The organism is Janthinobacterium agaricidamnosum (assembly GCF_003667705.1).
Taxonomy (GTDB): domain Bacteria; phylum Pseudomonadota; class Gammaproteobacteria; order Burkholderiales; family Burkholderiaceae_D; genus Janthinobacterium.
In genome coordinates this window covers 2,674,468-2,697,921 of record NZ_CP033019.1, presented here as the reverse complement: position 1 = coordinate 2,697,921, position 23,454 = coordinate 2,674,468, and the positions used below count along the sequence as shown (strand labels likewise).

Annotated in this window: 20 protein-coding genes; 13 read left to right on the top strand and 7 right to left on the bottom strand. The window is 63.4% G+C overall.

Annotated features, from left to right (window positions below):
* Positions 1–353 precede the first annotated feature (353 nt).
* Positions 354–1,037 carry a hypothetical protein gene (locus D9M09_RS12090; RefSeq protein ID WP_070310775.1) on the bottom strand — a complete coding sequence of 228 codons (684 nt, stop codon included), beginning with the start codon at positions 1,035–1,037 and terminating at the stop codon, positions 354–356.
* A 233-nt stretch (positions 1,038–1,270) separates the two neighbouring features.
* Here D9M09_RS12090 and D9M09_RS12085 point away from each other — a divergent pair, with 233 nt between their 5' ends.
* The 9 genes from D9M09_RS12085 to D9M09_RS12045 all read left to right on the top strand — a co-directional run bounded on the left by D9M09_RS12085 (position 1,271) and on the right by D9M09_RS12045 (position 12,005).
* The gene (locus D9M09_RS12085; RefSeq protein ID WP_121669387.1) at positions 1,271–3,487 is read left to right on the top strand and encodes a TonB-dependent receptor; all 2,217 of its coding nucleotides are present in this window, start codon (positions 1,271–1,273) and stop codon (positions 3,485–3,487) included.
* Between the two features lie 85 nt (positions 3,488–3,572).
* On the top strand, positions 3,573–4,445 hold the full coding sequence (locus tag D9M09_RS12080; RefSeq protein ID WP_162995648.1) for a hypothetical protein: 873 nt from the start codon (positions 3,573–3,575) through the stop codon (positions 4,443–4,445).
* 83 nt (positions 4,446–4,528) lie between these two features.
* Positions 4,529–5,656, top strand: a complete 1,128-nt coding sequence (locus D9M09_RS12075) for a sensor histidine kinase (RefSeq protein ID WP_162995647.1) — start codon at positions 4,529–4,531, stop codon at positions 5,654–5,656.
* A gap of 175 nt (positions 5,657–5,831) precedes the next feature.
* Positions 5,832–7,301: a circularly permuted type 2 ATP-grasp protein gene (locus D9M09_RS12070; protein WP_121669384.1), complete on the top strand. Its 1,470-nt coding sequence runs from the start codon at positions 5,832–5,834 to the stop codon at positions 7,299–7,301.
* Positions 7,295–8,239 (top strand): alpha-E domain-containing protein, encoded by a 945-nt coding sequence (locus D9M09_RS12065; RefSeq protein ID WP_070288329.1) that lies wholly within the window; start codon positions 7,295–7,297, stop codon positions 8,237–8,239. The genes D9M09_RS12070 and D9M09_RS12065 overlap by 7 nt, the downstream gene beginning before the upstream one ends.
* Complete coding sequence (locus tag D9M09_RS12060) at positions 8,239–9,048, top strand: transglutaminase family protein (RefSeq protein ID WP_070288327.1); 810 nt, start codon at positions 8,239–8,241, stop codon at positions 9,046–9,048. Before D9M09_RS12065 ends, D9M09_RS12060 begins: the two co-directional genes overlap by 1 nt.
* A gap of 91 nt (positions 9,049–9,139) precedes the next feature.
* Entirely contained in the window at positions 9,140–10,018 is an 879-nt protein-coding gene (locus D9M09_RS12055) for a peptidase (protein WP_121669383.1), read from the top strand.
* Positions 10,019–10,126: 108 nt separating this feature from the next.
* The gene (locus D9M09_RS12050) at positions 10,127–11,476 is read left to right on the top strand and encodes an alpha/beta hydrolase (RefSeq protein WP_121669382.1); all 1,350 of its coding nucleotides are present in this window, start codon (positions 10,127–10,129) and stop codon (positions 11,474–11,476) included.
* 103 nt (positions 11,477–11,579) lie between these two features.
* Positions 11,580–12,005, top strand: a complete 426-nt coding sequence (locus D9M09_RS12045) for a Fur family transcriptional regulator (protein WP_070218730.1) — start codon at positions 11,580–11,582, stop codon at positions 12,003–12,005.
* A 13-nt stretch (positions 12,006–12,018) separates the two neighbouring features.
* Here D9M09_RS12045 and D9M09_RS12040 read toward each other — a convergent pair whose 3' ends face one another.
* Genes D9M09_RS12040 through zigA form a run of 4 tightly spaced genes read right to left on the bottom strand, consistent with a single transcriptional unit; the run spans position 12,019 to position 15,616 of the window.
* Positions 12,019–12,537 carry a GNAT family N-acetyltransferase gene (locus D9M09_RS12040; protein WP_070218729.1) on the bottom strand — a complete coding sequence of 173 codons (519 nt, stop codon included), beginning with the start codon at positions 12,535–12,537 and terminating at the stop codon, positions 12,019–12,021.
* 44 nt (positions 12,538–12,581) lie between these two features.
* Positions 12,582–13,370, bottom strand: a complete 789-nt coding sequence (locus D9M09_RS12035; protein WP_121669381.1) for a nickel transporter — start codon at positions 13,368–13,370, stop codon at positions 12,582–12,584.
* Entirely contained in the window at positions 13,367–14,371 is a 1,005-nt protein-coding gene (locus D9M09_RS12030) for a CobW family GTP-binding protein (RefSeq protein ID WP_121669380.1), read from the bottom strand. Before D9M09_RS12030 ends, D9M09_RS12035 begins: the two co-directional genes overlap by 4 nt.
* Positions 14,372–14,389: 18 nt before the next feature.
* Positions 14,390–15,616, bottom strand: coding sequence for a zinc metallochaperone GTPase ZigA (zigA, locus tag D9M09_RS12025; RefSeq protein WP_121669379.1), 1,227 nt, complete (start codon positions 15,614–15,616; stop codon positions 14,390–14,392).
* 238 nt (positions 15,617–15,854) lie between these two features.
* On the opposite strand from zigA, the gene D9M09_RS12020 reads away from it, so the two are divergent.
* The 4 genes from D9M09_RS12020 to D9M09_RS12005 all read left to right on the top strand — a co-directional run bounded on the left by D9M09_RS12020 (position 15,855) and on the right by D9M09_RS12005 (position 21,580).
* Positions 15,855–16,901: a hypothetical protein gene (locus D9M09_RS12020; protein ID WP_121669378.1), complete on the top strand. Its 1,047-nt coding sequence runs from the start codon at positions 15,855–15,857 to the stop codon at positions 16,899–16,901.
* Positions 16,902–17,015: 114 nt separating this feature from the next.
* Entirely contained in the window at positions 17,016–19,112 is a 2,097-nt protein-coding gene (locus D9M09_RS12015; protein WP_121669377.1) for a bifunctional 2',3'-cyclic-nucleotide 2'-phosphodiesterase/3'-nucleotidase, read from the top strand.
* A 56-nt stretch (positions 19,113–19,168) separates the two neighbouring features.
* Positions 19,169–19,861: a tetratricopeptide repeat protein gene (locus D9M09_RS12010; RefSeq protein WP_121669376.1), complete on the top strand. Its 693-nt coding sequence runs from the start codon at positions 19,169–19,171 to the stop codon at positions 19,859–19,861.
* A 282-nt stretch (positions 19,862–20,143) separates the two neighbouring features.
* Entirely contained in the window at positions 20,144–21,580 is a 1,437-nt protein-coding gene (locus D9M09_RS12005; protein WP_070310789.1) for a catalase, read from the top strand.
* Between the two features lie 70 nt (positions 21,581–21,650).
* Here D9M09_RS12005 and D9M09_RS12000 read toward each other — a convergent pair whose 3' ends face one another.
* On the bottom strand, positions 21,651–21,983 hold the full coding sequence (locus D9M09_RS12000; protein WP_121669375.1) for a hypothetical protein: 333 nt from the start codon (positions 21,981–21,983) through the stop codon (positions 21,651–21,653).
* 149 nt (positions 21,984–22,132) lie between these two features.
* Positions 22,133–23,311, bottom strand: a complete 1,179-nt coding sequence (locus D9M09_RS11995; RefSeq protein WP_121669374.1) for a hypothetical protein — start codon at positions 23,309–23,311, stop codon at positions 22,133–22,135.
* Positions 23,312–23,454: the final 143 nt, after the last annotated feature.

Sequence of the window (23,454 nt, the reverse complement as noted above, 5' to 3'; positions counted from 1 at the left end):
GTAGGTCGGCTTAGCCCGCAGGGCGCAAGTCGACAAGCGCCGCGACGCAGCCTGTCAGATTGCGCTGCGCTAATCTGACCTACAACTGGTCTTTGCCAGCGTCGGGCTGCCCGATTCCGCCGTAGGTCGGCTTAGCCCGCAGGGCGCAAGCCGACAAGCGCTGCCACGCAGCCTGTCAGATTACGCTGCGCTAATCTGACCTACAACTGCATGCCGCGCGGTCTTTGCCTGCGTGGAGCCACCCGATTCCATCGTAGGTCGGCTTAGCCCAACGGGCGTAAGCCGACAAGCGCCGCCACGCAGCCTGTCAGATTACGCTGCGCTAATCTGACCTACATAGCATTCAATCCGGCTCAACCAGGGCAAGGCACGCGTTTGATCTTGCCGCCCGTCTTGAACGGGTCGGCGCCCGCGCCCGGGTTCGCATCCATGCCAAAGCACGTGGCACCGCCGGGGTTGACGACGCGCGTGGCGGGACGCCCATCGGCCGTCAGGTATTCCTCTACGCGGATGACGGCGCCGCCGCGCCAGGCGGAGGCGACCTGTTTCTGGAACGCGCTGTCGCCTTTGAGGTCGGCCGCGGCCAGCCAAGGCTGTTGTTGTTTGAGTTCGCCGCGCAAGGCCTTGTCGGCCGCGCCCGCAGCCAGCCGGGCGCGCGTGCGCAAATCGGGGCCAGCTGGCGCGTTCGGGGGCGCGGCGGACAATTCCTCGGCGGGCATGGTGATGGCTTCTGCTGTCACGGGCGGCATGTCAGGCACGACGGACGGAACCTGAGCCCGCGCGCGCGGCACGGGAATCGGCACGGGAATCGGCATGGGTGGCGGCATGGCCATCGGCGGCGCCGGCGGCGCGGGCCGGGGCGGCAGCAAGGTCATGAAAGCCACTTCCGTATATTGCTTGAGCTTCCGCGCCGGCAGCAGGAGGAAATACAGGCCCAGCACATGCATGGCCAGGATCAGGGCGACGGCGGCGCCTTTGAAGCTCAAGCCGCCCCGTAGGCGCATGGAAGCGGACTGTAGATGGCGGTGCAATGGCATGCGGTTTCCTGTGGGCGCCGGGCGCGATGGCTTATTTTAGCGAAACTTGACCATAGGCATTAATAAATCCACAAGGTATCGCCTGGCGCGCCTTTTCTCGCCAGATTCCGGCACCCTGGGGTATCGGATGTTGCACAAATGACGACTTTTTCATCGCTTTCTCACACTTTCCCACGCGCCGCACCGCGCTGGAATATAATGATAATCATTCTCATTAATATCCAGATAACTCCATGCGCACCTTCCACCTCGTCCCTACCCCGTTCGCCCTGGCCGCCTTCCTGCTGGCCAGCGCCGCCGCCCACGCGCAAACCAGCACCGCAGCAGCGGCCGGCGACGCGCCAACCATGCCCACGGTAGTCGTCAATGCCTCGGCCGACGCGTCGGCGCAAGGACTGTCGAAAGCGTATGCGGGTGGCCAGGTGGCGCGCGGCGGGCGCATGGGCATCCTCGGTGCCGTGGACATGATGGACTCGCCATTCGGCAGCACCAGTTATACACAGCAATTCATTGCCGACCAGCAAGCGCGCAGCGTGGGCGACTTGCTGCAAAGCGATGGCGCGGTGCGCATGTCTCGCGGTTACGGCAACTTCCAGGAAGTGTATGTGATCCGCGGCTTCGCCCTCGATTCGGACGACGTGGCTTACAACGGTCTGTACGGCGTTCTGCCCCGCCAATATGTCTCGCCGGAATTACTCGAGCGCGTGGAAGTGTTCCGCGGCGCCAGCGCCTTCCTCAACGGCGCGGCGCCGGGCGGCAGCGGCATCGGCGGCGCCATCAACCTGATGCCCAAGCGCGCCGGCAACACGCCGCTGACGGAATTGACCGTGGGCGTGGAATCGGGCGGCCACGCCTACGCGGCCATCGACGTGGCGCGCCGCTTCGGCGAGCAGCAGGAATTCGGCGTGCGCGTGAATGCCGCCAAGCGCCAGGGCGAAACCGGCATCCAGCGCGAAGACCACGACGTGGGCATGTTCTCGGTCGGCCTCGACTACCGGGGCCGCGGCTACCGCCTGTCGGCCGACGCCGGCTACCAGAATTTCGATTTGACGGCGCCGCGCCCTTCCATCAACACGGGCAGCCTGACGGCCTTGCCAGGCGCACCCGATGCGTCGAAGAACTTTGCCCAGCCGTGGAGCTATTCGAAGGAGCATGACGTGTTCGGCACGGCGCGCGCCGAAGTCGACCTCGCCAAGGATGTCGTAGCCTGGGCCGCGTTCGGCAGCCGCTCGACGAAGGAAGCGAACAGCCTGGCCCAACCGACGTTGAGCGCGCTCAATGGCGATGCCAGCGTGTACCGCTTCGACAATGCCCGCAAGCAGGAAATCCGCACGGGCGAACTGGGCGTGCGCGGCAAGCTCCATACCGGCGCCGTCCGCCACACCCTGGTGGCCAGCTGGTCCGGTCACTGGAACGAGGCGAAGAATGCGTATGCGATCAGCGATTACGCGGGCTTGCCGACGAATATCTACCATCCGCTGGACGTGGCCATGCCGCCCACCCTGCCCGCGAACTCGGGCGGCGTGATGAACGACCCGCGCCTGACACAAAAGACTATCCTCAACAGCTACGCCGTGGCCGATACCATGGCCTTCCTCGACGACCGGCTGCTGCTGACCGTGGGCCTGCGCCGCCAGCAGATCCGCGACGCGGCGTATGCCTATGGCACGGCCGTGCAATATTCCAGCTATGACAAGAGCGCCACGACGCCCGTGGCCGGCATCGTCTACAAGGCCGGCAAGAACGTGTCGGTCTACGCCAACTACATCGAAGCGCTGGTCAAGGGTCCCGTTGCCAGCGGCACCTACTTCGATGGCAAGGAGAACCAGCTGGTCAGCAACCATGGCGAAGTCTTCGCGCCCTACAAGTCGAAGCAGAAGGAAATCGGCATCAAGTACGACGGCGGCAGGCTGGGCATGAGCGCCGCGCTGTTCTCGACCGCCAAGCCCTTGCCGGCCGTGGTCGGCTCGCGCGCCACCTTGTCGGGCGAACAGCGCAACCAGGGCCTGGAACTGTCCGTCTTCGGCACGCCGATGGCGGGGGTGCGCCTGCTGGGCGGCCTGACCTGGCTCGATACGGAACAGCGCAAGACGGACAAGCCGGCCAACAATGGCAAGAACGCCATCGGCGCGCCAAAAACACAGCTCAGCGTTGCCGGCGAATGGGACGTGCCCGGCGCGCCAGGCTTGAGCCTGAATGCCCGCACCGTCTACACCTCGACGCAGTATGCGGATCTGGCCAACACCAAACAGTTGCCATCCTGGACCCGCGTCGACATCGGCGCGCGCTACCTGACGCAACTGGCGGGCCATGACGTGACCTTGCGCGCGCGCATCGACAACGTGGCCGACCGCAGCTACTGGGCTTCCGCCGTGTCTTCCTTCGATGCGGGCAGCCTCGTGCTGGCCGCGCCGCGCACCTTCGTCGTATCGGGCAGCGTGGCGTTTTAACCGGACAGACGCGAAGCTGCCGCTTTCCTGGGCAGCTTCGCGTGCGCGCCTGTGCCAACGGCCGGATTTGGGCGACAATGCCCGCATGAAACTCCCTGCCCTCCTGTTATTGCTCTGCCTGTCCCTGCCCGCCGCTGCCCAAAAGCAGGCCGCCTGCCCTTACGCCGCCTGGAAAAGTGGTTTCAAGGGCGATGCGCGGGCGCAAGCCACGTGTCTGCTGCGCCCCGTGAAACTGTATGCGCGCCTGGGCGACAGTGCGCCGCTGCCGGCCTTTCTTGCCGCCCACGTCGGCCAGCGCACGGGCATCGCCCCCGTCGCCCTGCGGGCCTGGCTGGCGCAGCAATCGATCAGCGAAGCGGACGCGGGCGGCGCCGTCGATGCACCGCTGTCGCGCGCCGTGGGCCGGCTGGCCGCGCCCATGGCCCGCTATTTCGTCATCCACGACACCAGCTACCCGAATTTCTTGTTAGAAACTATTCCCGATCACATCAACGACGCCAGCTGGGATTTCAACGACTTCAGCTTGCACAATCCGGCGCTGGGCGGCGGTCCGAAAGGCCATGTCTACGTGAACCGTCTCGGCGATTCCCTGGCCGTGCGCGACTTCGGCACGGCCGGCTATGCCAGCAAGCTGGAAAAGGACAAGCCGTCGCTGACGGGCCTGTTCCTGCACGTGGAACTGGTGCAGCCGCGCAACTCCGTGCCCGGCGGCGGCAAGGGCAACGACGGCCTGGCGCCCGATCCCGGCTTTACGCCGGCCCAATACGACCGCCTGGCCCTGCTGTACATCGCCGCCAGCGTGCGCAAGGGCACGTGGCTGATTCCCGCCTTCCACGCCGTGCTCGATACGGGCTTTGCGAACGGTCATGACGACCCGCAAAACTTTTCGCTGGAGCAATGGGATGCGGCCCTCAGCCATTTGAGCGCCGTCATGACGGGCGCCCACGCGTCAAATTGAACGCCACCTGCGCGCCGATTTGGAGGATACTTTAGCTCCCGCCTTGCATCGCGCGGATGCCGGGATGTCGATGGGGAGCCGCGATGACCTATGCCTCTGACCAGAAAATGCACGCGCTGGACATGCCCGCACGCACGCGGCGCATCTTCAGCATGCGCGATGCCGTGCTGACGCAGTGGGAGCACGAGGTGCGCGCCAAGGTACGCGGCGCCGATGCCTTGCTCACGCCCATCCTCATCAACACCTTGCCCGCCTTCTTCGACAACCTGGCCGAAGCGCTCACGCCAGGCTACCCGCGCGACGACGCCACCAGCAACACCAACGCGCCTGCCGTGCATGGCAACGAACGGGCGCGCATGACCAGTTATGGCCCGGAACAGGTAATTCAGGAATACCAGATTTTCCGCGACTGCTTCGCCGCCGCCGCGCTGGAGGCGGGCGTGCCGCTGCGGCGAAAGGACTGGAAGGTGATCAATGCCTCGATCGATACGGGCATCCGCGAAGCCATCCTGGAATTTACCGCCATGCACGAAAGTTTTCAGCGCCGCATCGCCGCCGGGCTGTCGCACGACATGCGCAATCCCCTGTCCGTCATGCTCAACAGTGCACAGCTGCTGCAGCGGCGCGCGCAACAGCCGGACGTGGCGGCGCTGGCGCTGAAAATTATCGAGCACGGCAAGCGCCTCGACGACATGATCCAGGAATTGCTCGATACGCTCAGCTACCACCGGGGACAAAAGCTGCCCCTCGTCCTGCGGCGCCTCGACGTACTGCCGCTGGCATGGCAGGTTGCCGACAGCGTCAATATCGGCCATCCGGGCAAATGCGTGGTCAGCGGCACCTCCGTGACGGGCTGGTGGTGCGAAAATTCGCTGCGCCGTGCCCTGGAAAACCTCGTCGTCAATGCCGTCAAGTATGGCGACGACGGTCCCATCCATATTCATATCGACAGTTTGCGCGAACGCATGATCTTGAGCGTGCACAACACGGGCAGCAATATCGCGCAAGACCAGACGCAGCGCATCTTCGAATACCTGCGCCGCGAGCACGAAGGCAACGCGCCCGGCTGGGGCATCGGCCTGCCCTTCGTACAAAACGTGGCGGAAAGTCACGGCGGCAGCGCGCTGGTCGACAGTGCGCCGGAAACGGGCACCACGTTTACCATCGACCTGCCGATCGATTGCCGGCCCTTCGTCACGCCAGGCGCCTGACCTCACCTGCCCTGCGCCCCATCTGCCGGCAAAATCGCTGCCGTAGCGCACCAAAGCGGTGCGGATGACGGTTTTACGCCACAAAAGTGGTCATTTTTTACATACTTTCGGGTGTGCGCCATTGGCACGCTTCCTGCTGAGCTATAGTCAGACACGGCTCAAGGGAAATCACAACATGGCAAATTTTTTCAATGAAATGACTGCAGATGACGTGGGTACGGACAGCAAGGTACGCGAACACTATCGTGAATTCAGCAACTGGCTGGCACAGCAATCGCCCGAGACCATCGCCCGCAAGCGGGCCGAAGCCGACCTGACGTTCCGCCGCGTCGGCATCACGTTCGCCGTCTACGGCGACGATGCCGGCACGGAACGCCTGATTCCGTTCGACACCATCCCCCGCATCATCCCCGCCGCCGAATGGGCGCAGATGCAGACGGGCCTGGTGCAGCGCGTGCAAGCCTTGAACATGTTCATCCATGATATTTACCATGAGCAAAACATCATCAAGGCGGGCATCATTCCCGCCGAGCAAATCTACAAGAATGCCCAATACCGCCCGGAAATGCAGGGCATTGCCGTCGCTTCCGACATCTATGCGCACATCGCCGGCGTCGACATCGTGCGCGCGGGCCAGGGCGAATTCTATGTACTGGAAGACAATCTGCGGGTGCCGTCCGGCGTATCCTACATGCTGGAAGACCGCAAGATGATGATGCGGCTGTTCCCGGAACTGTTCGCCCGCAACCGCATCGCGCCCGTCGACCATTACCCGGATATGCTGCTAGACAACTTGCGTTCCGTCGCGCCCATGGGCGTCGATGACCCGACGGTCGTCGTCATGACGCCCGGCATGTACAACTCCGCCTACTTCGAGCACGCTTTCCTGGCCCAGCAGATGGGCGTGGAACTGGTCGAAGGCAAGGATTTGTTTGTCAACGACAATTCCGTCTACATGCGCACCACGCGCGGGCCCAAGCGCGTCGACGTCATTTATCGCCGCGTCGACGACGATTTCCTCGACCCGCTGGCCTTCCGCTCCGATTCCTCGCTGGGCGTGCCGGGCCTGCTGTCCGTCTACCGCGCCGGGCGTGTGACGTTGGCGAACGCCATCGGCACGGGCGTGGCCGACGACAAGTCGATCTACCCTTTCGTGCCCGACATGATCAAGTTCTACCTGTCGCAGGAACCGATCCTCAACAACGTGCCGACGTACCAGTGTCGCAAGGCGGCCGACCTGTCCTACGTGCTGGCGAATTTGCCGAAACTGGTGGTCAAGGAAGTGCATGGCGCGGGCGGCTACGGCATGCTGGTGGGGCCCGCGTCGAGCCTGGCGCAGATCGAGGATTTCCGCCAGCGCCTGCTGGCCAATCCGGACGGCTACATCGCCCAGCCGACCTTGGCCCTGTCCGCCTGCCCCACGTATGTCGAGGCCGGCATCGCGCCGCGCCACATCGATTTGCGTCCGTTCGTGCTGTCCGGCAAGACGATTTCCATGGTACCGGGCGGCTTGACCCGCGTGGCGCTGGGCGAAGGCTCGCTGGTGGTCAATTCCTCGCAGGGAGGCGGCACCAAGGATACCTGGGTACTGGAAGCCACATTATCAGAAGAAAAAGCAGCTTTTGCAGGAGAGAAAACATGCTGAGCCGCACTGCCGATCATTTGTTCTGGATGGCCCGCTACACGGAGCGGGCGGAAAACACGGCGCGCATGCTCGACGTCAACATGCAGACGTCCATGCTGCCCCAGTCCGAGCAGGACGCGGAGCAAGGCTGGCGCGCCACCCTGGGCATTTCCGAGCTGCAAAGCGCGTACGACCACCAATATGGCCACTTTCATACGCGCGACGTGCTCGACTTCATGGTGCGCGACCCGAACAACCCCTCGTCCATCCTGGCCTGCCTGACGGGCGCGCGCGAAAACGCCCGCGCCGTGCGGGGGACGTTGACGACGGAAGTGTGGGAAATCCAGAACGCCACCTGGCTCGACATGCAGAAGCGCCTGAAAAGCAATCTGCTGGAAACGGACCCCAGCGCCTTCTTCGAATGGGTCAAATACCGCTCGCATCTGTCGCGCGGCGTGACCCTGGGCACCATGCTCAAGGACGAAGCCATCCACTTCATTCGCCTGGGCACCTTCCTCGAGCGGGCCGACAACACGGCGCGCATCCTCGACGTGAAGTTCCATGGCGCGCGCGACACCTCGAAAGACATCACCCAGCGCGACTTTTACTACTGGGCCGCCCTGCTGCGCTCCGTGTCCGGCTTCGAGATCTACCGCAAGGTCTACCGCGACGTGATCACGCCGGCGCGCGTGGCGGAATTGCTGATGCTGCGCGGCGACATGCCCAGGTCGCTCCTTGCCTGCATGGATGACGTGGTGGAAAATCTGAAACATATCCGCAACGACGTGTCGGCCGATACGGAGCGGTTCGCCGGCAAGCTGCATGCGGAACTGAAATTCGGCCATATCGACGACATCATGAAGGCGGGCTTGCACCATACCCTGACTGAGTTTCTGGAAAACATCTATGAGCTGGGCAACCGGGTCAGCCGCGACTTCCTCGTTCCCCTGGCGGCCTGATGCAGCTCGCCATCCGCCACGAAACCCGCTACGCCTACAGTGCACCGCTGGCCTATACCATCCAGCAGCTGCACCTGACGCCGCGTATCGAGCCGCAGCAGCGGCCCCTGTCCTGGCAAATCACGACGCCGGGCCAGTGCCACGCCTATACGGATGCCTACGGCAATTTGTCGCACATGCTGACCATTAACGGCAGCCATCAGTCGCTGAGCCTGGTCGCCCAGGGCGTGGTGGAAACCATCTACCCGCACAAGGGACGACTGAACCTGGTCGATACCCTCTCGCCGCTGTTGTTTACCATGCCGACGCCGCTGACGCAGGCCAACCCTGCCATCGTGGAGCTGGCGGCCGCCAGCCTGCCGGACCGCCGCGTGACGGCCGGCACGGGCCATTTGCTGCGCCTGGCCGAGCACATCGTCGGCAAGGTGGCCTATGAAAGCGGCGCCACCATGGTCACCACCACGGCCGGCGACGCCCTGGCGCTGGGACGCGGCGTGTGCCAGGACCACGCGCACCTGTTCCTCGCCTGCTGCCACGCCTGGGGCATCCCGGCCCGTTATGTGTCCGGCTATATCGACCCGGGCACGACGGGCCACGCGGCCAGCCACGCCTGGGTCGACGCCTGGACGGAAGACACGGATTTCGCGGGCTGGGTCAGCATCGACGTCACGCATGCGCGCTTGATGACGGATGCGTATTGCCGCCTGGCCATCGGGCGCGACTACGATTCGGCGGCGCCCGTGCGCGGCGTGCGCCAGGGCGGCGGCACGGAAACGCTGCACGTGGATGTACAGATCGTGCCCGTGTAAATAGGCAGGAATGAGGCTGGCCGGGGCTTGCGGCGGATACTCAAGCCCCGGCTGGTGTAGAATGCTCCCCCTTTGGATTTGATTTACGACGATGACTTATTGCATAGGCATGCGCCTGAACGAAGGCCTGGTCTTCCTGTCCGACTCCCGCACCAACGCCGGCGTGGACCAGGTGGGCACCTTCCGCAAGATGAGCGTGTTCGAGAACCCGGGCGACCGCATGCTGGTCCTGATGACGGCCGGCAACCTGTCGATCTCGCAGGCGATCCGCCAGATCGTCTCCGAACACGTCGATGCGGACGGACGCAGCATCTGGAACGTGGCCAGCATGTACGACGCGGCGCGCATCGTGGGCGAAGCCGTGCGCACCGTGCACCTGCGCGAAGCGAAGGCCCTGGCCGACTGCGGCATCGATTTCAACGTCAGCATCATTGTGGGCGGCCAGATAGGCGCCGAGCGCTGCCGATTGTTCCAGGTGTATTCGGCCGGCAATTTCATCGAATCGCATGATGAAAACACGTATTTCCAGATCGGCGAAGCCAAATACGGCAAGCCCATCATCGACCGGGTCATCAACCCGTTCACGCGCCTCGATGAAGCGGCCAAGTGTGCGCTGATCTCCATGGATTCCACCTTGCGCTCGAACATTTCCGTCGGCTTGCCGCTCGATCTGCTCGTCTACGAGACGGGCAGCCTGGCCGTCACGCGCTTCGTCACCATCGATGAAAAGAACCAGTATTTCCGCATGATCCGAGATACCTGGGGCGAGCAATTGAAACAGGTGTTCGAAGGCATCGTCGATCCCGTGTGGAATGCGGCGCCAGAGACCACGACGAACGTGCTGTCGTCAAGCAACATGCACAGCAAGCCGGTGCGCGTGGCCATCCCCGAGCATGTGAGCCGCGGCGGCCTGACGGTGGCCCCTCTGCAATCCTTGGCGCAGCAGTTCAGCGACGACAAGCAGCATTGACCTGCCGCGCACCGCGTGCGCGCGGTGCTGGACAAGTCGCTTTCCGCGTGCTTTTATGGCAATATGAGTTGATATTTAATTCATACTGATCAGAGAGGCAGGTAGCGCATGGACTTGATTACTTCCGCCGTCGTGGCGGCCATCGAACATGGCGCGCCCGGCCACGCGCCGGAAGCCGTCGCCAGCCACTATCAACGCCTGAAGCTGGCCATCGCCAAGTTCGACAGCGCCGCCGCCATCCTGGCCGCCATCGCCGCGCTGGAGGCCGAACCCGCCAATACCCAGCTGCAACTGGCCCTGTCGGCTGCCCTCTCCACGGCGAAAATACCCGATGACATGGAAACCCTGTTCGCCGCGCAAGGCTTGCTCGATGCGCTGCGTCCGCCCGTAGCCCTGCCGCCGGCAGCGCCTGCGGCGCAAACGGCGCCCGCCCCCGCCGACAAAAGCGCCGTTGTGTCGAACTACGCGGTGGTGAAAGTGTATTTCGCCACGGACCGCCAGCGCGACGTGGGCAAGCCGCCGGCCCAGCGCTTCAGCGGCGAACGCAACGTCATGGGAGGCAATGGCCCGCTCAGCTATGGCAGCTGCGACATCAGCATCCCGCGCGACCACCGCATGGGCCAGCTGGAATCGCCGTCGCTGTGGCGCCTGGAATTTCGCGACGACCCAGCCAAGCACGTGGTGGTGCTGTCGGCCGACGTGCAGGACCACGACAACTTCTTTGCCGCACTGAAAACCCAGATCCGCGCGTCGGCCGGCAAGAGCGCCTTTATCTTCGTGCACGGCTACAACGTGAGTTTCGAGGATGCGGCGCGGCGCACGGGACAAATGGCCTACGACCTCGGTTTCGACGGCGCGCCCGTGTTCTACAGCTGGCCGTCGCGCGGTGAAGTGGCCAGCTACACCATCGATGAAAACAATATCGAATGGAGCACGCCCCACATCACGGCCTTCCTGGGCGACTTTCTCGCCAGCACGGAGGCGGCGCAAGTCTATCTGGTAGGCCACAGCATGGGCAGCCGGGGCCTGGCGCGCGCCGTGGCCGACTTGCTGGCCGCGCAACCGCAGCTGGCGCAAAAGATCACGGAAATCATCCTGTCCGCGCCCGACATCGACGCCGCCATCTTCAAACAGGATATCGCGCCCAAACTGGCCGGCGCGCGCAACCCCGTCACTTTATATGCCTCTTCGCAAGACCTGGCGCTGGCCGCCTCGAAAGCCGTGCACGGCTACGCGCGCGCAGGCGACAGCGGCGCCGGCATGCTGATCGTGGCGGGCGTGGAAACCATCGACGCCACCGGGGTCGACACGAGCTTCATGAAGCACTCCTACTTTGCGGAAAAGCGCTCGGCCCTGTCCGACATGTTTTATCTGATACGCAACCATGCGCGCGCCGACCAGCGCTTTCTCGAGCCCGTCGATACGGCCGCCGGCCGCTATTGGACGTTCAAACCATGACGCCGTTCCATCCGGTGCGGCACGCATGCTAAGATACGGCCCATAGGGTGGCAACGGGCACGGCGATGACGCCGTCAGCCGATCCCCCGCAAGCAGGCTTATCATGTTGACATCATCTTCTACACCGCACGCCGAATCGCTGATCCGCAATACCAACGCCCGCGTCACCAAGACGCGCGTGAAGGTACTCGACTTTTTAATGGCGCAAAGCCGTTCGCTGACCCACCATGAAATCCAGCAAGCGCTGTCGCAGGACAGCGATATCGATTCCGTCACCCTGTACCGGGTGCTGGAATGGCTGACGGAAAATGAACTGGTGCACCGCATCGCGGGCGCCGACCAGGTGTGGCGCTTCAGCGCCGGTGCCGGCCACCAGGCGCACGAACACGCGCACTTTCAGTGCACCAAATGCGCGAACGTTACCTGCTTCAATGAAGTCAAGCTGCCGCCGCCCGTGCTCTTGCCGGAAGGCTTCAGCGGCGGCGAAGTCGATTACCTGATCAAGGGCCTGTGCCCGCGCTGCAAGTAAGACTCTTCTGACATCACTTGAGCAGCAAGGCCAGGTGATGCTCGTCATAAAACAGGTCGCCCACGCGCATCGAGCGCGGCTCCGTGCCATACGCGATAAATCCCAGGGATTCATACAGGCGCAGGGCGGCATTGTTTTCCGCATTCACGCTCAAGTGCACTTGCATGATGGCAGGGTCCGTCTCGGCCAGTTCGATGCAGGCGTTCACCAGACGCCGCGCCACGCCATGGCCCCGCTGCGTCACATCGACGAACACGCCCCATAACACGGCCTTGTGCGACAGCTGGCGCAGCGATTCGCGCCGCAAGCCGGCAAAACCGACGAGACGATCGCCATCGAAGGCGCCAAAGCCGCGCTGCAGGGTGCCGCCGGCGATGCGCTGCACGTGTTCTTCCGGCGTGCGCGCCAGCTCATCCTCGCGTGACGCCGAAAACGAGCTGGGCGAATCGAGGATGGCGCGCAGGCGCAGCGCGCAAAAGGCGGTGGTGTCGGCTGGCGTCAGCAGGCGGATGACGATATCGGGTGCGGGCATGGGAGGACTCGGCAGTTTTTTCCCATTATACCCACGCCCTTCCCTTACGCACGCACGCGGCGCAAGCCCAGCAAGGTCCAGCCGTACACGGCCGCCATCAGCAAGACCATGGCCGCGCCCAGCGCCGCCGTCCAGCTTTCCGGCAGCGACCAGGCCGGATCAAGCTTGCCGGCAGCCATGTAAGCGGCCATCGCCACGCAGATGGCGACGATGGGCCAGCCCAGGCGGCGCCGGAACGCCCGCACGACATCAAGCTTGCCGGTGCGCATGACCTTTGCCGTGACCCAGCCATCGAAGGTATCCGTTACGCCCATGCCGACGGCAAACACCGTCCCCGTCAGCAAGGCTGGCCCCATGCCGCCCAGCGCCACGGCCGCGTAGCCCCAGGCCGCCGCCTGCAAGGCCGTATCGAACACCAGCGCGAACAGCATGCCGACGAGGATGGCGCCCAGCGGCCCGGACGCGCGCCGCAGCCAGCCTGGCAGCAGCCGGCCGCGCACCTCGGCCAGTTGCGCGCCAGCCAGCAAGCTGCGCGCATTCAGCGCGGCTATCACCAGCAGCAAGACGATGGGCAGCCATTCCAGCCAGCCGAACACGCTTTCCGAAGGAGTCAATTGCCTGGATGCCAGGGCGGCAACGGCCACGATGGCCAGCACGCAGACGCCATGCCCTAGGGCAAACAGCGCCCCCATCCACGGCGTCCAGCGCGGGTGGGCCGCCTGGCTACGCAAGGTGAGGCCATCGACGGCAGCCAGGTGGTCCGGTTCCAGGCCATGCCGCATGCCAAGCAGAAAGATCAGCGCCAGGGCGGGCAAGCCCGCTTCCACGCTCATGCGGCCACCCCGACGGGACTATCCGCCTTGACCACGCAGCGGTCCAGGCCCCGGATCAGCATCTCCTGCGGCAAGTCGCGGCCGATAAAAATGATCTTGCTGGCGCGCGGCTCATCGTCGCGCCACGGTGCGCCCAATTCCGAGCCCATCAGCATGTGCACGCCCTGGAACACGGCGCGGCATGGCAAGTCGGCAACATACAAAATGCCCTTGTAGCGCATCAGCTGGGCGCCGAACAGCTGCACCACGGCATCGAGAAAGTTTTCCACCTGCAGCAGATCGAGGGGCTGGGACTGGTGGTAGACGAACGATTGCACGCCGTCCCCATGGCGGTGGCCCAATTCTCCGAGGAAATCCGGCTCCAGTTCGACGATGGCGTTCAGATTGAAACCGCGGATGTTCAGGATGTCGCGCAGCGGAACATTGCCAAAGCGCACTTTCTGTATGCTGGCGCGGCCATTGATGGCGACCAGGCGCTGGCGCAGCGCGGCCAGGTCGTCCTTGCTGACCAGGTCCGTCTTCGACAGCAGGATGCGGTCGGCAAAGCCCACTTGCTCCTGCGCTTCCTTGTGCGCCGTCAATTGCTGCTGCGCATGGCGCGCATCGACCACCGTCAAAATGGCGTCCAGCATGTAGCACTCGCTGACGGAGGGTTCCGCAAAGAAGGTTTGCGCCACGGGACCCGGCGCGGCCAGGCCCGTCGTTTCGAGGATGACGTGATCAAACGTGATGCTTCCCGCCGCGCGCCTGGCGTGCAATTCGCCCAGGATGCGGATCAGGTCGCCCCGCACGCTGCAGCAGATGCAGCCAGTGTTCATTTCCACGATCTGCTCGTCGCTGTCCTGCACCAGCAAGCCATGGTCGATGCTTTCGGCGGCGAATTCATTTTCGATCACGGCGATGCGCACGCCGTGATCGCCCTGCAATATGCGCTTGAGCAAGGTCGTTTTCCCGCTGCCGAGAAAGCCCGTGATGATGGTGACGGGGATCAGTTCTGTCATAGTGTGTTCCTGTTCAAGTTAGTCTTCGAGTTCTTCCATGCGTTGCCATAGTGGAAACGGGTCGGGCAGCTGGCGCCAGGCGGCCATGCCCTGGCGCGTTTCCGTGGTGCTGAGTTGACATTTCTTCAAGTCCGCCTCGATGGCCGCCTGGTCCATGTCCTGGCCGATGAAGACGAGCTCCTGGTAGCGGTCGCCGTACGTTTCGCTCCAGCCCGCCTTCACTTCCGCCAGCGAGGCGGCATCCGTGGGCCAGCGCTCCTTCGGCACGGACGCCCACCACAGTCCCACGGGCTCGATATTCATCAGCTTGCCCGCGCCGGACAGGCTGGCCACCCATTCGGGGCGGCTGGCCAGCCAGAAATATCCCTTGCTGCGCACCACGCCCGGTATCGGTTGCGAGATGAAATCGTGCAGGCGCTGCGCGTGGAACGGTTCCTTCGTCCGGTAGACGAAGCTGCCGATGCCGTAGGTGTCCGTCTCCGGCGTGTGGCTGCCAGCCAACTCCTGCGCCCAGCCCGGCATGGCGGCCGCCTGCTCCAGGTCGAACAAGTGCGTGCCCAGGATGGCGTCGAGCGGCACGACGGACTGGTTGGTTTCGATGATGCGCGCGCCGGGATTGAGGGCTTTTAAAATGGCCAGCACGCGCCGGCGCTCGTCCGCCGCCACCATGTCGACCTTGTTGAGGACGATGACATTGGCAAACTCGATCTGTTCCGTGAGCAGGTTGGCCAGCTGGCGGTCGTCGCCCTCGCCCGCGATCTCGCCGCGCTGCTCCAGGCTGTCTTCGCTATGAAAATCCGCCAGCAGGTTGGCGCAGTCGACGACGGTGACCATGCAGTCGATGCGGGCCACGTCGTTCAGGCTGTCGCCGTGCTCGTCCTCGAAGTCGAAGGTGGCGGCCACGGGCATCGGTTCGCCCACGCCCGTCGATTCGATCAACAGGTAATCGAAGCGGTCTTCGGCAGCCAGGCGCCGCACTTCCAGCAACAGATCGTCGCGCAGGGTGCAGCAGATGCAGCCGTTCGACATTTCCACGAGTTTTTCTTCCGTGCGCGACAGCGCCGCGCCGGCCGCTTCGGCACTATCCTTGACCAACGAAGCGTCGATATTGACTTCGCTCATGTCGTTGACGATGACGGCCACGCGCTTGCCTTCGCGGTTGCGCAGTATGTGGTTGAGCAAGGTGGTCTTGCCGGCGCCGAGAAAGCCGGACAGGACGGTGACGGGGAGTTTGCGCTGGGGCATGGGGAATCCTTCGAATTGGTGGGTGCGTGATGGCGGAAGCAAATGCAGTTCAATTGCATTTGCGAATTATAATGCAACTTACTTGCATTGAGCATGCTAATCGTCACCTGCCATCCTGAACACGCCGCGCAGTCCAGGCCACCTCCTCAAGGTGCTATAGTGGAATCGCACCGGCTCTGCTATCGAAGCAAGCGCCTGGCGACTGAATAGCTAAATTCTCACAGTGCCCAAGGAATCGATGATCTTACGCAGCCATACAACGTTTTTTGCATTAGTTATTTTGATGATGGGCAGTGCGATTGCCGCGGAAATAAAGCACCCGATCAAGCACTATATTTACTTCAATCACCGTGAACCGCACGGGGAAAACATCCGCGCGGATAAGGCATTAAGCGATCCGCGCTTCAGCGGTGCTCAAATCGTGTACACCTGGCGCAGCCTGGAGCCGGAACAGGACCGTTACGATTTTGCGCCGATCCGCCACGACATCAGCTATCTCGACTCGATCGGGAAAAAGCTGTGGATACAATTGCAGGAAAAATCATTCACGCCGCGCCACAATGTGCCGGCATATTTGCTCAGCGATCCTCGCTACCAGGGCGGCATCATCAAGCAAAGCATGCTTTCCGCACCGGAACGCGATCCGCATAAAGCGGTCACCGATGATGAATATGGCTGGTCGCCAAAAATGTGGGAAGCGCCGGTACGCGAGCGTTATCAACGCTTGATCCAGGCGTTGGGCAAGGAATTTGACGGGAAAATCGAGGGCATCAATTTCAGCGAAAGCTCGATCGACATTGGCGTGGAAGACGGCAAGGGAAATACGACGTTCCCCGATGATTTCAAGCCGCAACACTATGTCGATGCCATCAAGGACAACATGCAGGTACTGGCCGCGGCTTTTCCCCACACCACCACCATGGTGTATCTGAATTTTCTGCCCGGTGAATGGCTGCCGTGGACCGACAAGGGCTATATGCGCGGCCTGTTTGCGCAGGCGCAAATGCTGCGTATGGGCGTCGGCGGTCCTGACCTGATGCCGTATCGGAAAAGCCATATGGGCCAGAGTTACGGCTTTATTAAGGACTATCCGGCGAACCTGGTCAAGGGCATGGCCGTACAGGACGGCAACCTGCGCCAAATCAATCCTCGTACCGGGAAAAAGAATTCAGTCGAAGACTTGCTCGACTTTGCCCGCAACTACCTGGACCTCGACTATATTTTCTGGGTGGAAGACGAGCCTTACTTCAGCAATGAAGTGCTGAAAAAACTGCCGGCACATTGACAGGCGGTCGCGCCATCGCGCGCGACCCTGTCTCCATGCGCCTTGCACGGCTGTCATCGCCGCGTCATATGGCGGCGTTACAGTCGCGTCCTTTGAATCTTTCCGAGGGCGGTAATGAAAACAAATTGGGTCATGCTGGCGGCGCTGGCAAGTGCGGGTCTCGTCGGTTGCAACGGCAGTTCGAACACGGCGCCAGCCATTCCCGAGGGCACGACGGTCACCGTGGCATTGCTGGAAACCACCGATATCCACTCGAACGTCTTGAGCTACAACTATTATGCGCTGGCCGAAGACACGAGCCTGGGCCTGGAGCGCACGTCGACCCTGATCCAGGCGGCGCGCGTGGAAAATCCGAACAATGTGCTGCTCGACGATGGCGACGTCATCCAGGGCACCTTGCTGGCCGACCTGCAGGCCGTGGCCGCGCCCGTTCCTTGCAGCGGCACCCTGGCCGTGCACAAGGCCATGAACGCGCTGAAATACGACGCGGGCGGCATGGGCAACCATGAATTCAACTATGGCTTGCCCTACCTGAGCCAGATCACCAACACGGATTTCGGCATACCCGGCGTGGCCAAACCGACGGGCACCTGCGGCGCGCCCGCCTTCCCTTCCGTGCTGAGCAATGTCGTCGGCGTGAGCAGCGGCAAGCCCATCTTCCAGCCTTACGCCCTGCTGCCCCGCGATTTCGCCGCCACGGCGCCCGACGGCAGCAAGCTGACCGTGAAAATCAATGTGGGCGTGCTGAGCTTTGTACCGCCGCAAATCCTCGAATGGGACCAGAAAGTGCTCGCCGGCAAAGTCAGCGTGACGGGCGTGCAGGAAGCGGCCAAGCAATATGTGCCGGAATTGCGCAACAAGGGAGCCGACCTCGTCGTGGCCCTGTCCCATGGCGGCCTGGACACCAGCACCTACAGCCCGAAGATGGAAAACGGCAGCTATCACCTGACCAGCACGGGCATCGACGCCCTGATGATCGGCCACTCGCATTTGATCTTCCCGAAAGGCAAAGAGACGGGCGCGGCCGCGCTGGACGCCTCGTTCGCCGCCTTCCCCGCCAGCGCGAAGATCGACGCCGTCAACGGCTTTGTGAACGGCGTGCCCACCGTCATGGCGCAAAGCTGGGGCCGCCGTCTGGGCATCATCAAGCTGACGATGGTCTATCAGGGCGGCAAGTGGGTGGTGCAGCCGGCCAAGACGACGGTGGAATCGCGCGGCTTCAAGTACACGGACGGCACGACCCTCGTGAAAGCCGACCCGGCCATCGCCCCGCTGGTAGCCACCGAGCATGCGGCCACCATCGCCTACGCCAGGCAGCCGCTGGGCATCAGCACGGATTTCGAGATGTCGGCCTACTTCGCGCTGGTGGGCGACGTCAGCGCCATCCAGCTGGTGAACCAGGCACAGCTCGATTACGTGAAGAACTTCATCGCCACCAGCACGGATGCGACCTTGTCCAGCTACAAGAATATCCCCGTCATCTCGTGCAGCGCGCCATTCAAGGCGGGCCGCAACGGGCCGTCGGACTTCACGGACGTGGCCGCGGGCGCGACGCCGGCCGCGCCGGTTGGCTTGCAGGTGCGCAATCCGGGCGACCTGTATTTATATAGCAATAACAACTTGCAAGCCGTGAAGATCAAGGGCGCGGACTTGAAGGCCTGGCTGGAAACGTCGGCCAGGCAATTCGCCCAGATCGACCCGAGCGCCACGGCGGAGCAGGACCTGGTGCCGTCGTATGGCACGATCTACAACTATGACGTGTTCTACGCGGAAAACAATGCCCTCACGTATCAGATCGACGTGACGAAAAAACCGGGCAGCCGCATCGTCAACCTCACGTACAAGGGCGCGCCCGTGGCCGATGGCGATGATTTCATCGTCGCCACCAACGATTACCGCGCCGGCGGCGGCGGTGCCGTGCCGGGCATTGACGGCAGCAAGACCATCATCAAGTCGCCCGATGCGAACCAGGCCGTGGTCAGCAACTACCTGGCGTCGCTCAGCACCAAGGGCGGCAAGGTGACCCTGGCGGCCAATGGCAGCGCGCGCAGCTGGAGCTTCGTCAAGACGGCCACGGCCGGCCCCGTCATCCTGCGCTCGGCGCCGGGCCACCTGGCATTGGCGCAGGGCAGCGGCATCGCCAGCGTGGCGGCCGAAGGCGGGCTCGACGCCAGCGGTTTCGCCAAGTACCGCATCGACCTGAGCAAATAAGGTCCATGGGCCGGGACTGCGGCAGTTCCGGCCTGTTTTGATGAAAGGTCATCCAGATGAAACACGCACTCTCCCTTCCCTCCGTCGTGCTGGCTACCGTCCTGGCCGCCTGCCAGTCGTCGCCACCACCCACGGCGGCGGAAATCGAAGCCGTGGCCATGCTCGCGCGCCAGGCGGGCGACCACCAGGCCGAACGCAAGGTACGCAGCTGGGCCGGCAAGGACATGCCCGTCGCCGAGCGCGAACTGGCGCTGATTTACCAGCCCCGCCCCGAGCGCCGCGCCGAGACGCTGAGTCTGTTCGAACAGGCGGCCCGCGCCGGCGACACGGAAGCGGCGTTCGAGCTGGGCCAGATGCTGCGCGCGGCCACGCCGGCCCAAGCGTGGCTGTGGTACCGGCAAGCGGCGCAGCAAGGCCATGCGAAGGCGGCCCTGATGCTGGGCTTGCTGGCGGCGAATGGCGAAGGCGTGCCGCAAGATCCCGTCATAGCGGCGCACTGGCTGGCCAAGTCCAGCGAACTGGGCAATCCACACGCCATGTTCCTGCTGTACAACGCCTACCGCGAAGGCCGCGGCGTGCCGCGCGACCTGGCCAAGGGCCGTGAATTGCTGGAAGAAGCCGCCCACCACGAATACCCGCCCGCCCTCCAGGAACTGGCCATGACGCTGCAGGCGGACGACGCCCTGCGCGCGGGCCACCTGATGAAGGAAGCGACGGAGCACCGGCATAACAACTGGAACAAGTTTTAAGAACTGGGCAAAAGGCCAGTGGCGTGATCGTCGCCTGCCTTTATATACTGGCAACTTGCAAGCGTGCGGGAGCGGCAGCGATGGAGCGCTTATGATGCAAGTACGCCGGCTGAGCTTGCTCGGACGGCGTGGCAAGCCATCCCGTACCAAAAAGTTTACACTGGTTTGCATTTTAGAAATTTTACTCTGGACCAGCCCCGGTGAGTGTGCATTCAGCCCAGCCAGTGTTTGAGTAGCGCCGGTGCGTCCATTGCTCTGCCTAGCCATGAAAGAAAGAGTCCAATGAAAAAGCTGACCACCGCCTTTGGCGCGCCTGTCGTCGACAACCAGAACATCCAGACGGCCGGCCCACGCGGCCCCGCCCTGTTGCAAGATGTCTGGTTCCTGGAAAAGCTGGCCCACTTCGACCGTGAAGTGATTCCCGAGCGCCGCATGCATGCCAAGGGATCGGGCGCGCACGGCACGTTTACCGTCACGCACGACATCACGCGCTACACGCGGGCCAAGATTTTTGGCGCAGTGGGCAAGCAAACGCCGATGTTTGCGCGCTTTTCCACGGTGGCCGGCGAACGGGGTGCGGCCGATGCGGAACGCGATATCCGCGGCTTCGCCCTGAAGTTTTATACGGAAGAAGGTAACTGGGACCTGGTCGGCAACAACACGCCCGTGTTTTTCATGCGCGACCCATTGAAATTTCCCGATCTGAACCACGCCATCAAGCGCGACCCGCGCACGGGCTTGCGCAGCCCCAACAGCAACTGGGATTTCTGGACTTCGCTGCCCGAAGCGCTGCACCAGGTGACGGTGGTGATGAGCGACCGTGGCTTGCCGCGCAGTTTCCGCCACATGCACGGTTTCGGCAGCCATACCTTCAGCTTCCTGAATGCGCAAAACGAGCGTTTCTGGGTCAAGTTCACCTTTAAAACCCAGCAAGGCATTCAAAACCTGACCGACGCGCAAGCCGAGGAACTGGTCGGCAAGGACCGCGAAAGCTCGCACCGCGACCTGTATGAAAGCATCGAAAACAAGGATTTCCCCCGCTGGACCCTGTACGTGCAGATCATGCCGGAAAAAGAGGCAGGCACGTATCACCTCAACCCGTTCGACCTGTCGAAAGTGTGGCCGCACGGCGACTACCCGCTGATCGAAGTGGGCGTGCTGGAACTGAACCGCAATGCGGACAACCATTTCGCGGAAGTGGAACAGGCGGCCTTCAACCCGGCCAACGTGGTACCGGGCATCAGCTTTTCGCCGGACAAGATGCTGCAAGGCCGCCTGTTTTCGTATGGCGACGCGCAGCGCTACCGCCTCGGCGTCAACCACAGCCATATCCCTGTCAACGCGCCGAAATGCCCGTTCCACAGCTACCACCGCGACGGCCAGATGCGCGTCGACGGCAACCAGGGAGGAACGTTGGGCTATGAGCCGAACAGCGAGCAGGAATGGGCCGAGCAGCCGGACTTCCGCGAACCGCCATTGAGCATCGAAGGCGCGGCCGACCACTGGAACCACAGGGTCGACGAGGATTACTATTCGCAGCCGCGCGCCCTGTTCCAGCTGATGACGCCGGCACAGCAGCAGGCGCTGTTCGACAACACGGCGCGCGCCATCTCGGGCGCTTCGGAGCAAGTCAAGCAACGCCACATCGGCAATTGCACGCTGTGCGACCCCGCCTATGGCGCGGGCGTGGCCGAAGCGATCAGCCGCCTGAGCAAGTAAGGCAGGCTGAAAGGAACCCGGAAGGCCTGGCAACAGGCCTTCCGCCGCAACGATCCGCGGCCAGGCCTGCCTACCAGCGCTGGATATCGATCTGGCCAGTGACGCTCGTTTCCACCGGATAGCCCTCGACCTGCGACGGCACGCGCCGCTTGACGGACGAGTCGCGCAAATACACGACGAGCGCGTCCTTGCCCACGGCCGTGTGTCCCACGCTGACGCCTTCCACGCCGTCGATGGCCATCAGCGCCCGCTCGTTGCGCCGCCTTGCCGCTTCCAGGCGGCCCTGGGGCGCGGCCGGGGAGTACTGCCCCATGCCCTGTCCAGGAATCTCATCCGGTAAGTACGGCATGGCAGCGTCTTCGAAGACGGCATATGGCGATGGTACGAATTTACTGTTTGACATGACAACCCTCCTGAGGCATTCCATGATACACCCGGCCATCCGGCGCTGCAGCGCCGTTCGCCGGGCACAACCATGCATGGCTGCGGCCTCTCATACAATCATCATCGTGCAAAAAGCAGCGTTATGCAAGGCGGCACCTGGCAGCGTGCTCAGGTGTACAAATTGATGTCGAGCGCCGCCACCACGCGCCGCATCTGGTTGGCAAACGTGATGTTGTTGCCGCCCGCAAACAGCAGGCCGACGGGATTGCGCTGCTGGTTCCAGGTCCAGATGGACGAACCCGAATCGCCGCCCGCGCTGAACGCCCCGCTCACGCCCGTGATGGCGATCTGGTCCTGGAACAGCGCGATCCTGCCGCCGCCGTAATTGACGTTGATGGTGGCGCCCAGGCCCGTGATGCGGCCCTGCGTCAATTGCGTCGTGCGGCCGGACTTGCCGACCATCATGCCCAACGCGGGGGCCACCAGCGCATTGCTGATACGGAAGTAGGCGGGCACGCCGCCGCGCAGGTAGACCAGTTCGGGCCGCACGCGGTCAGGCCAGGCCCAGCCGGTGGCGCAATCGACGTAATTGACGCCGCCGCTGAAATTGATGGGCACGAAACGCTCGAGCACGGCCACCTGGTCTTGCGGACAACGTCCCCCGTCGATAGGACCAGGCTGCACGATGCAATCGTTGAACACGCCGCCGTTGGAATTGGCCAGCACGTGATTATTGCTCAGGATCATCAATCGGCCGCTGCGCGGTGCGCTGCGGCCCACGGCCAGGCAGCCGATGGTGCCGGCCGTGATGCGGAAATGCCCGACCGACACGCCGCCCGGCGCCGGGCGCAAGCGGAAACGGTGCGGTTGCGCATCGATCACGCCCGTGACGACGATGTTGACGGGCACCTTGTCGCTGGCCACGGCGCGCACGCCCATGGCCCCCACGATGGCGGCCTTGGCGCGGTCGACGGAGGTGGGTTCGGCCACGTACAGGGTCAGGGCCGGCAAGCCCGGCTCGCCGGACGAGCTGTCGCTGGCGCCCTCGCCCAGGCCGATGGACACGCCCTGGATATTGCCGCCGTCGCTGAAGGCATCGGCCGCGCGCACGCCGCCCGCCTGCGAAATGCTTTGGCGCATGCCGTCTTCGATGCTGCGCTTGATTTCCAGCAATTCCATGCTGACGCCGCTCAGGGCGTCGGGTACCTCCGAGACGGACGCGCTCTCGATCGTATGGTCGTCTTCGCCGGGGGCGGCAAACTGGCCGACGGCCTCTTCATCGTCCGCGCTTTGTCCCCTGCCGCTGCCGCCAGGCGGGGCGCTGAAACCATTCTCGTTACCTATCATTATGTTCTCCTCGTGGGTCGTCGCAAGACCAGTGTGGACGTGCCGCGCAGGCCAGTATTGATCTGGATTGAACCGCGCTGACGCATGGCTGCCTTGTCTCAATGGGCGCGGCGAGGATAAAAATAGTTCCCTCGTCAAGGTTG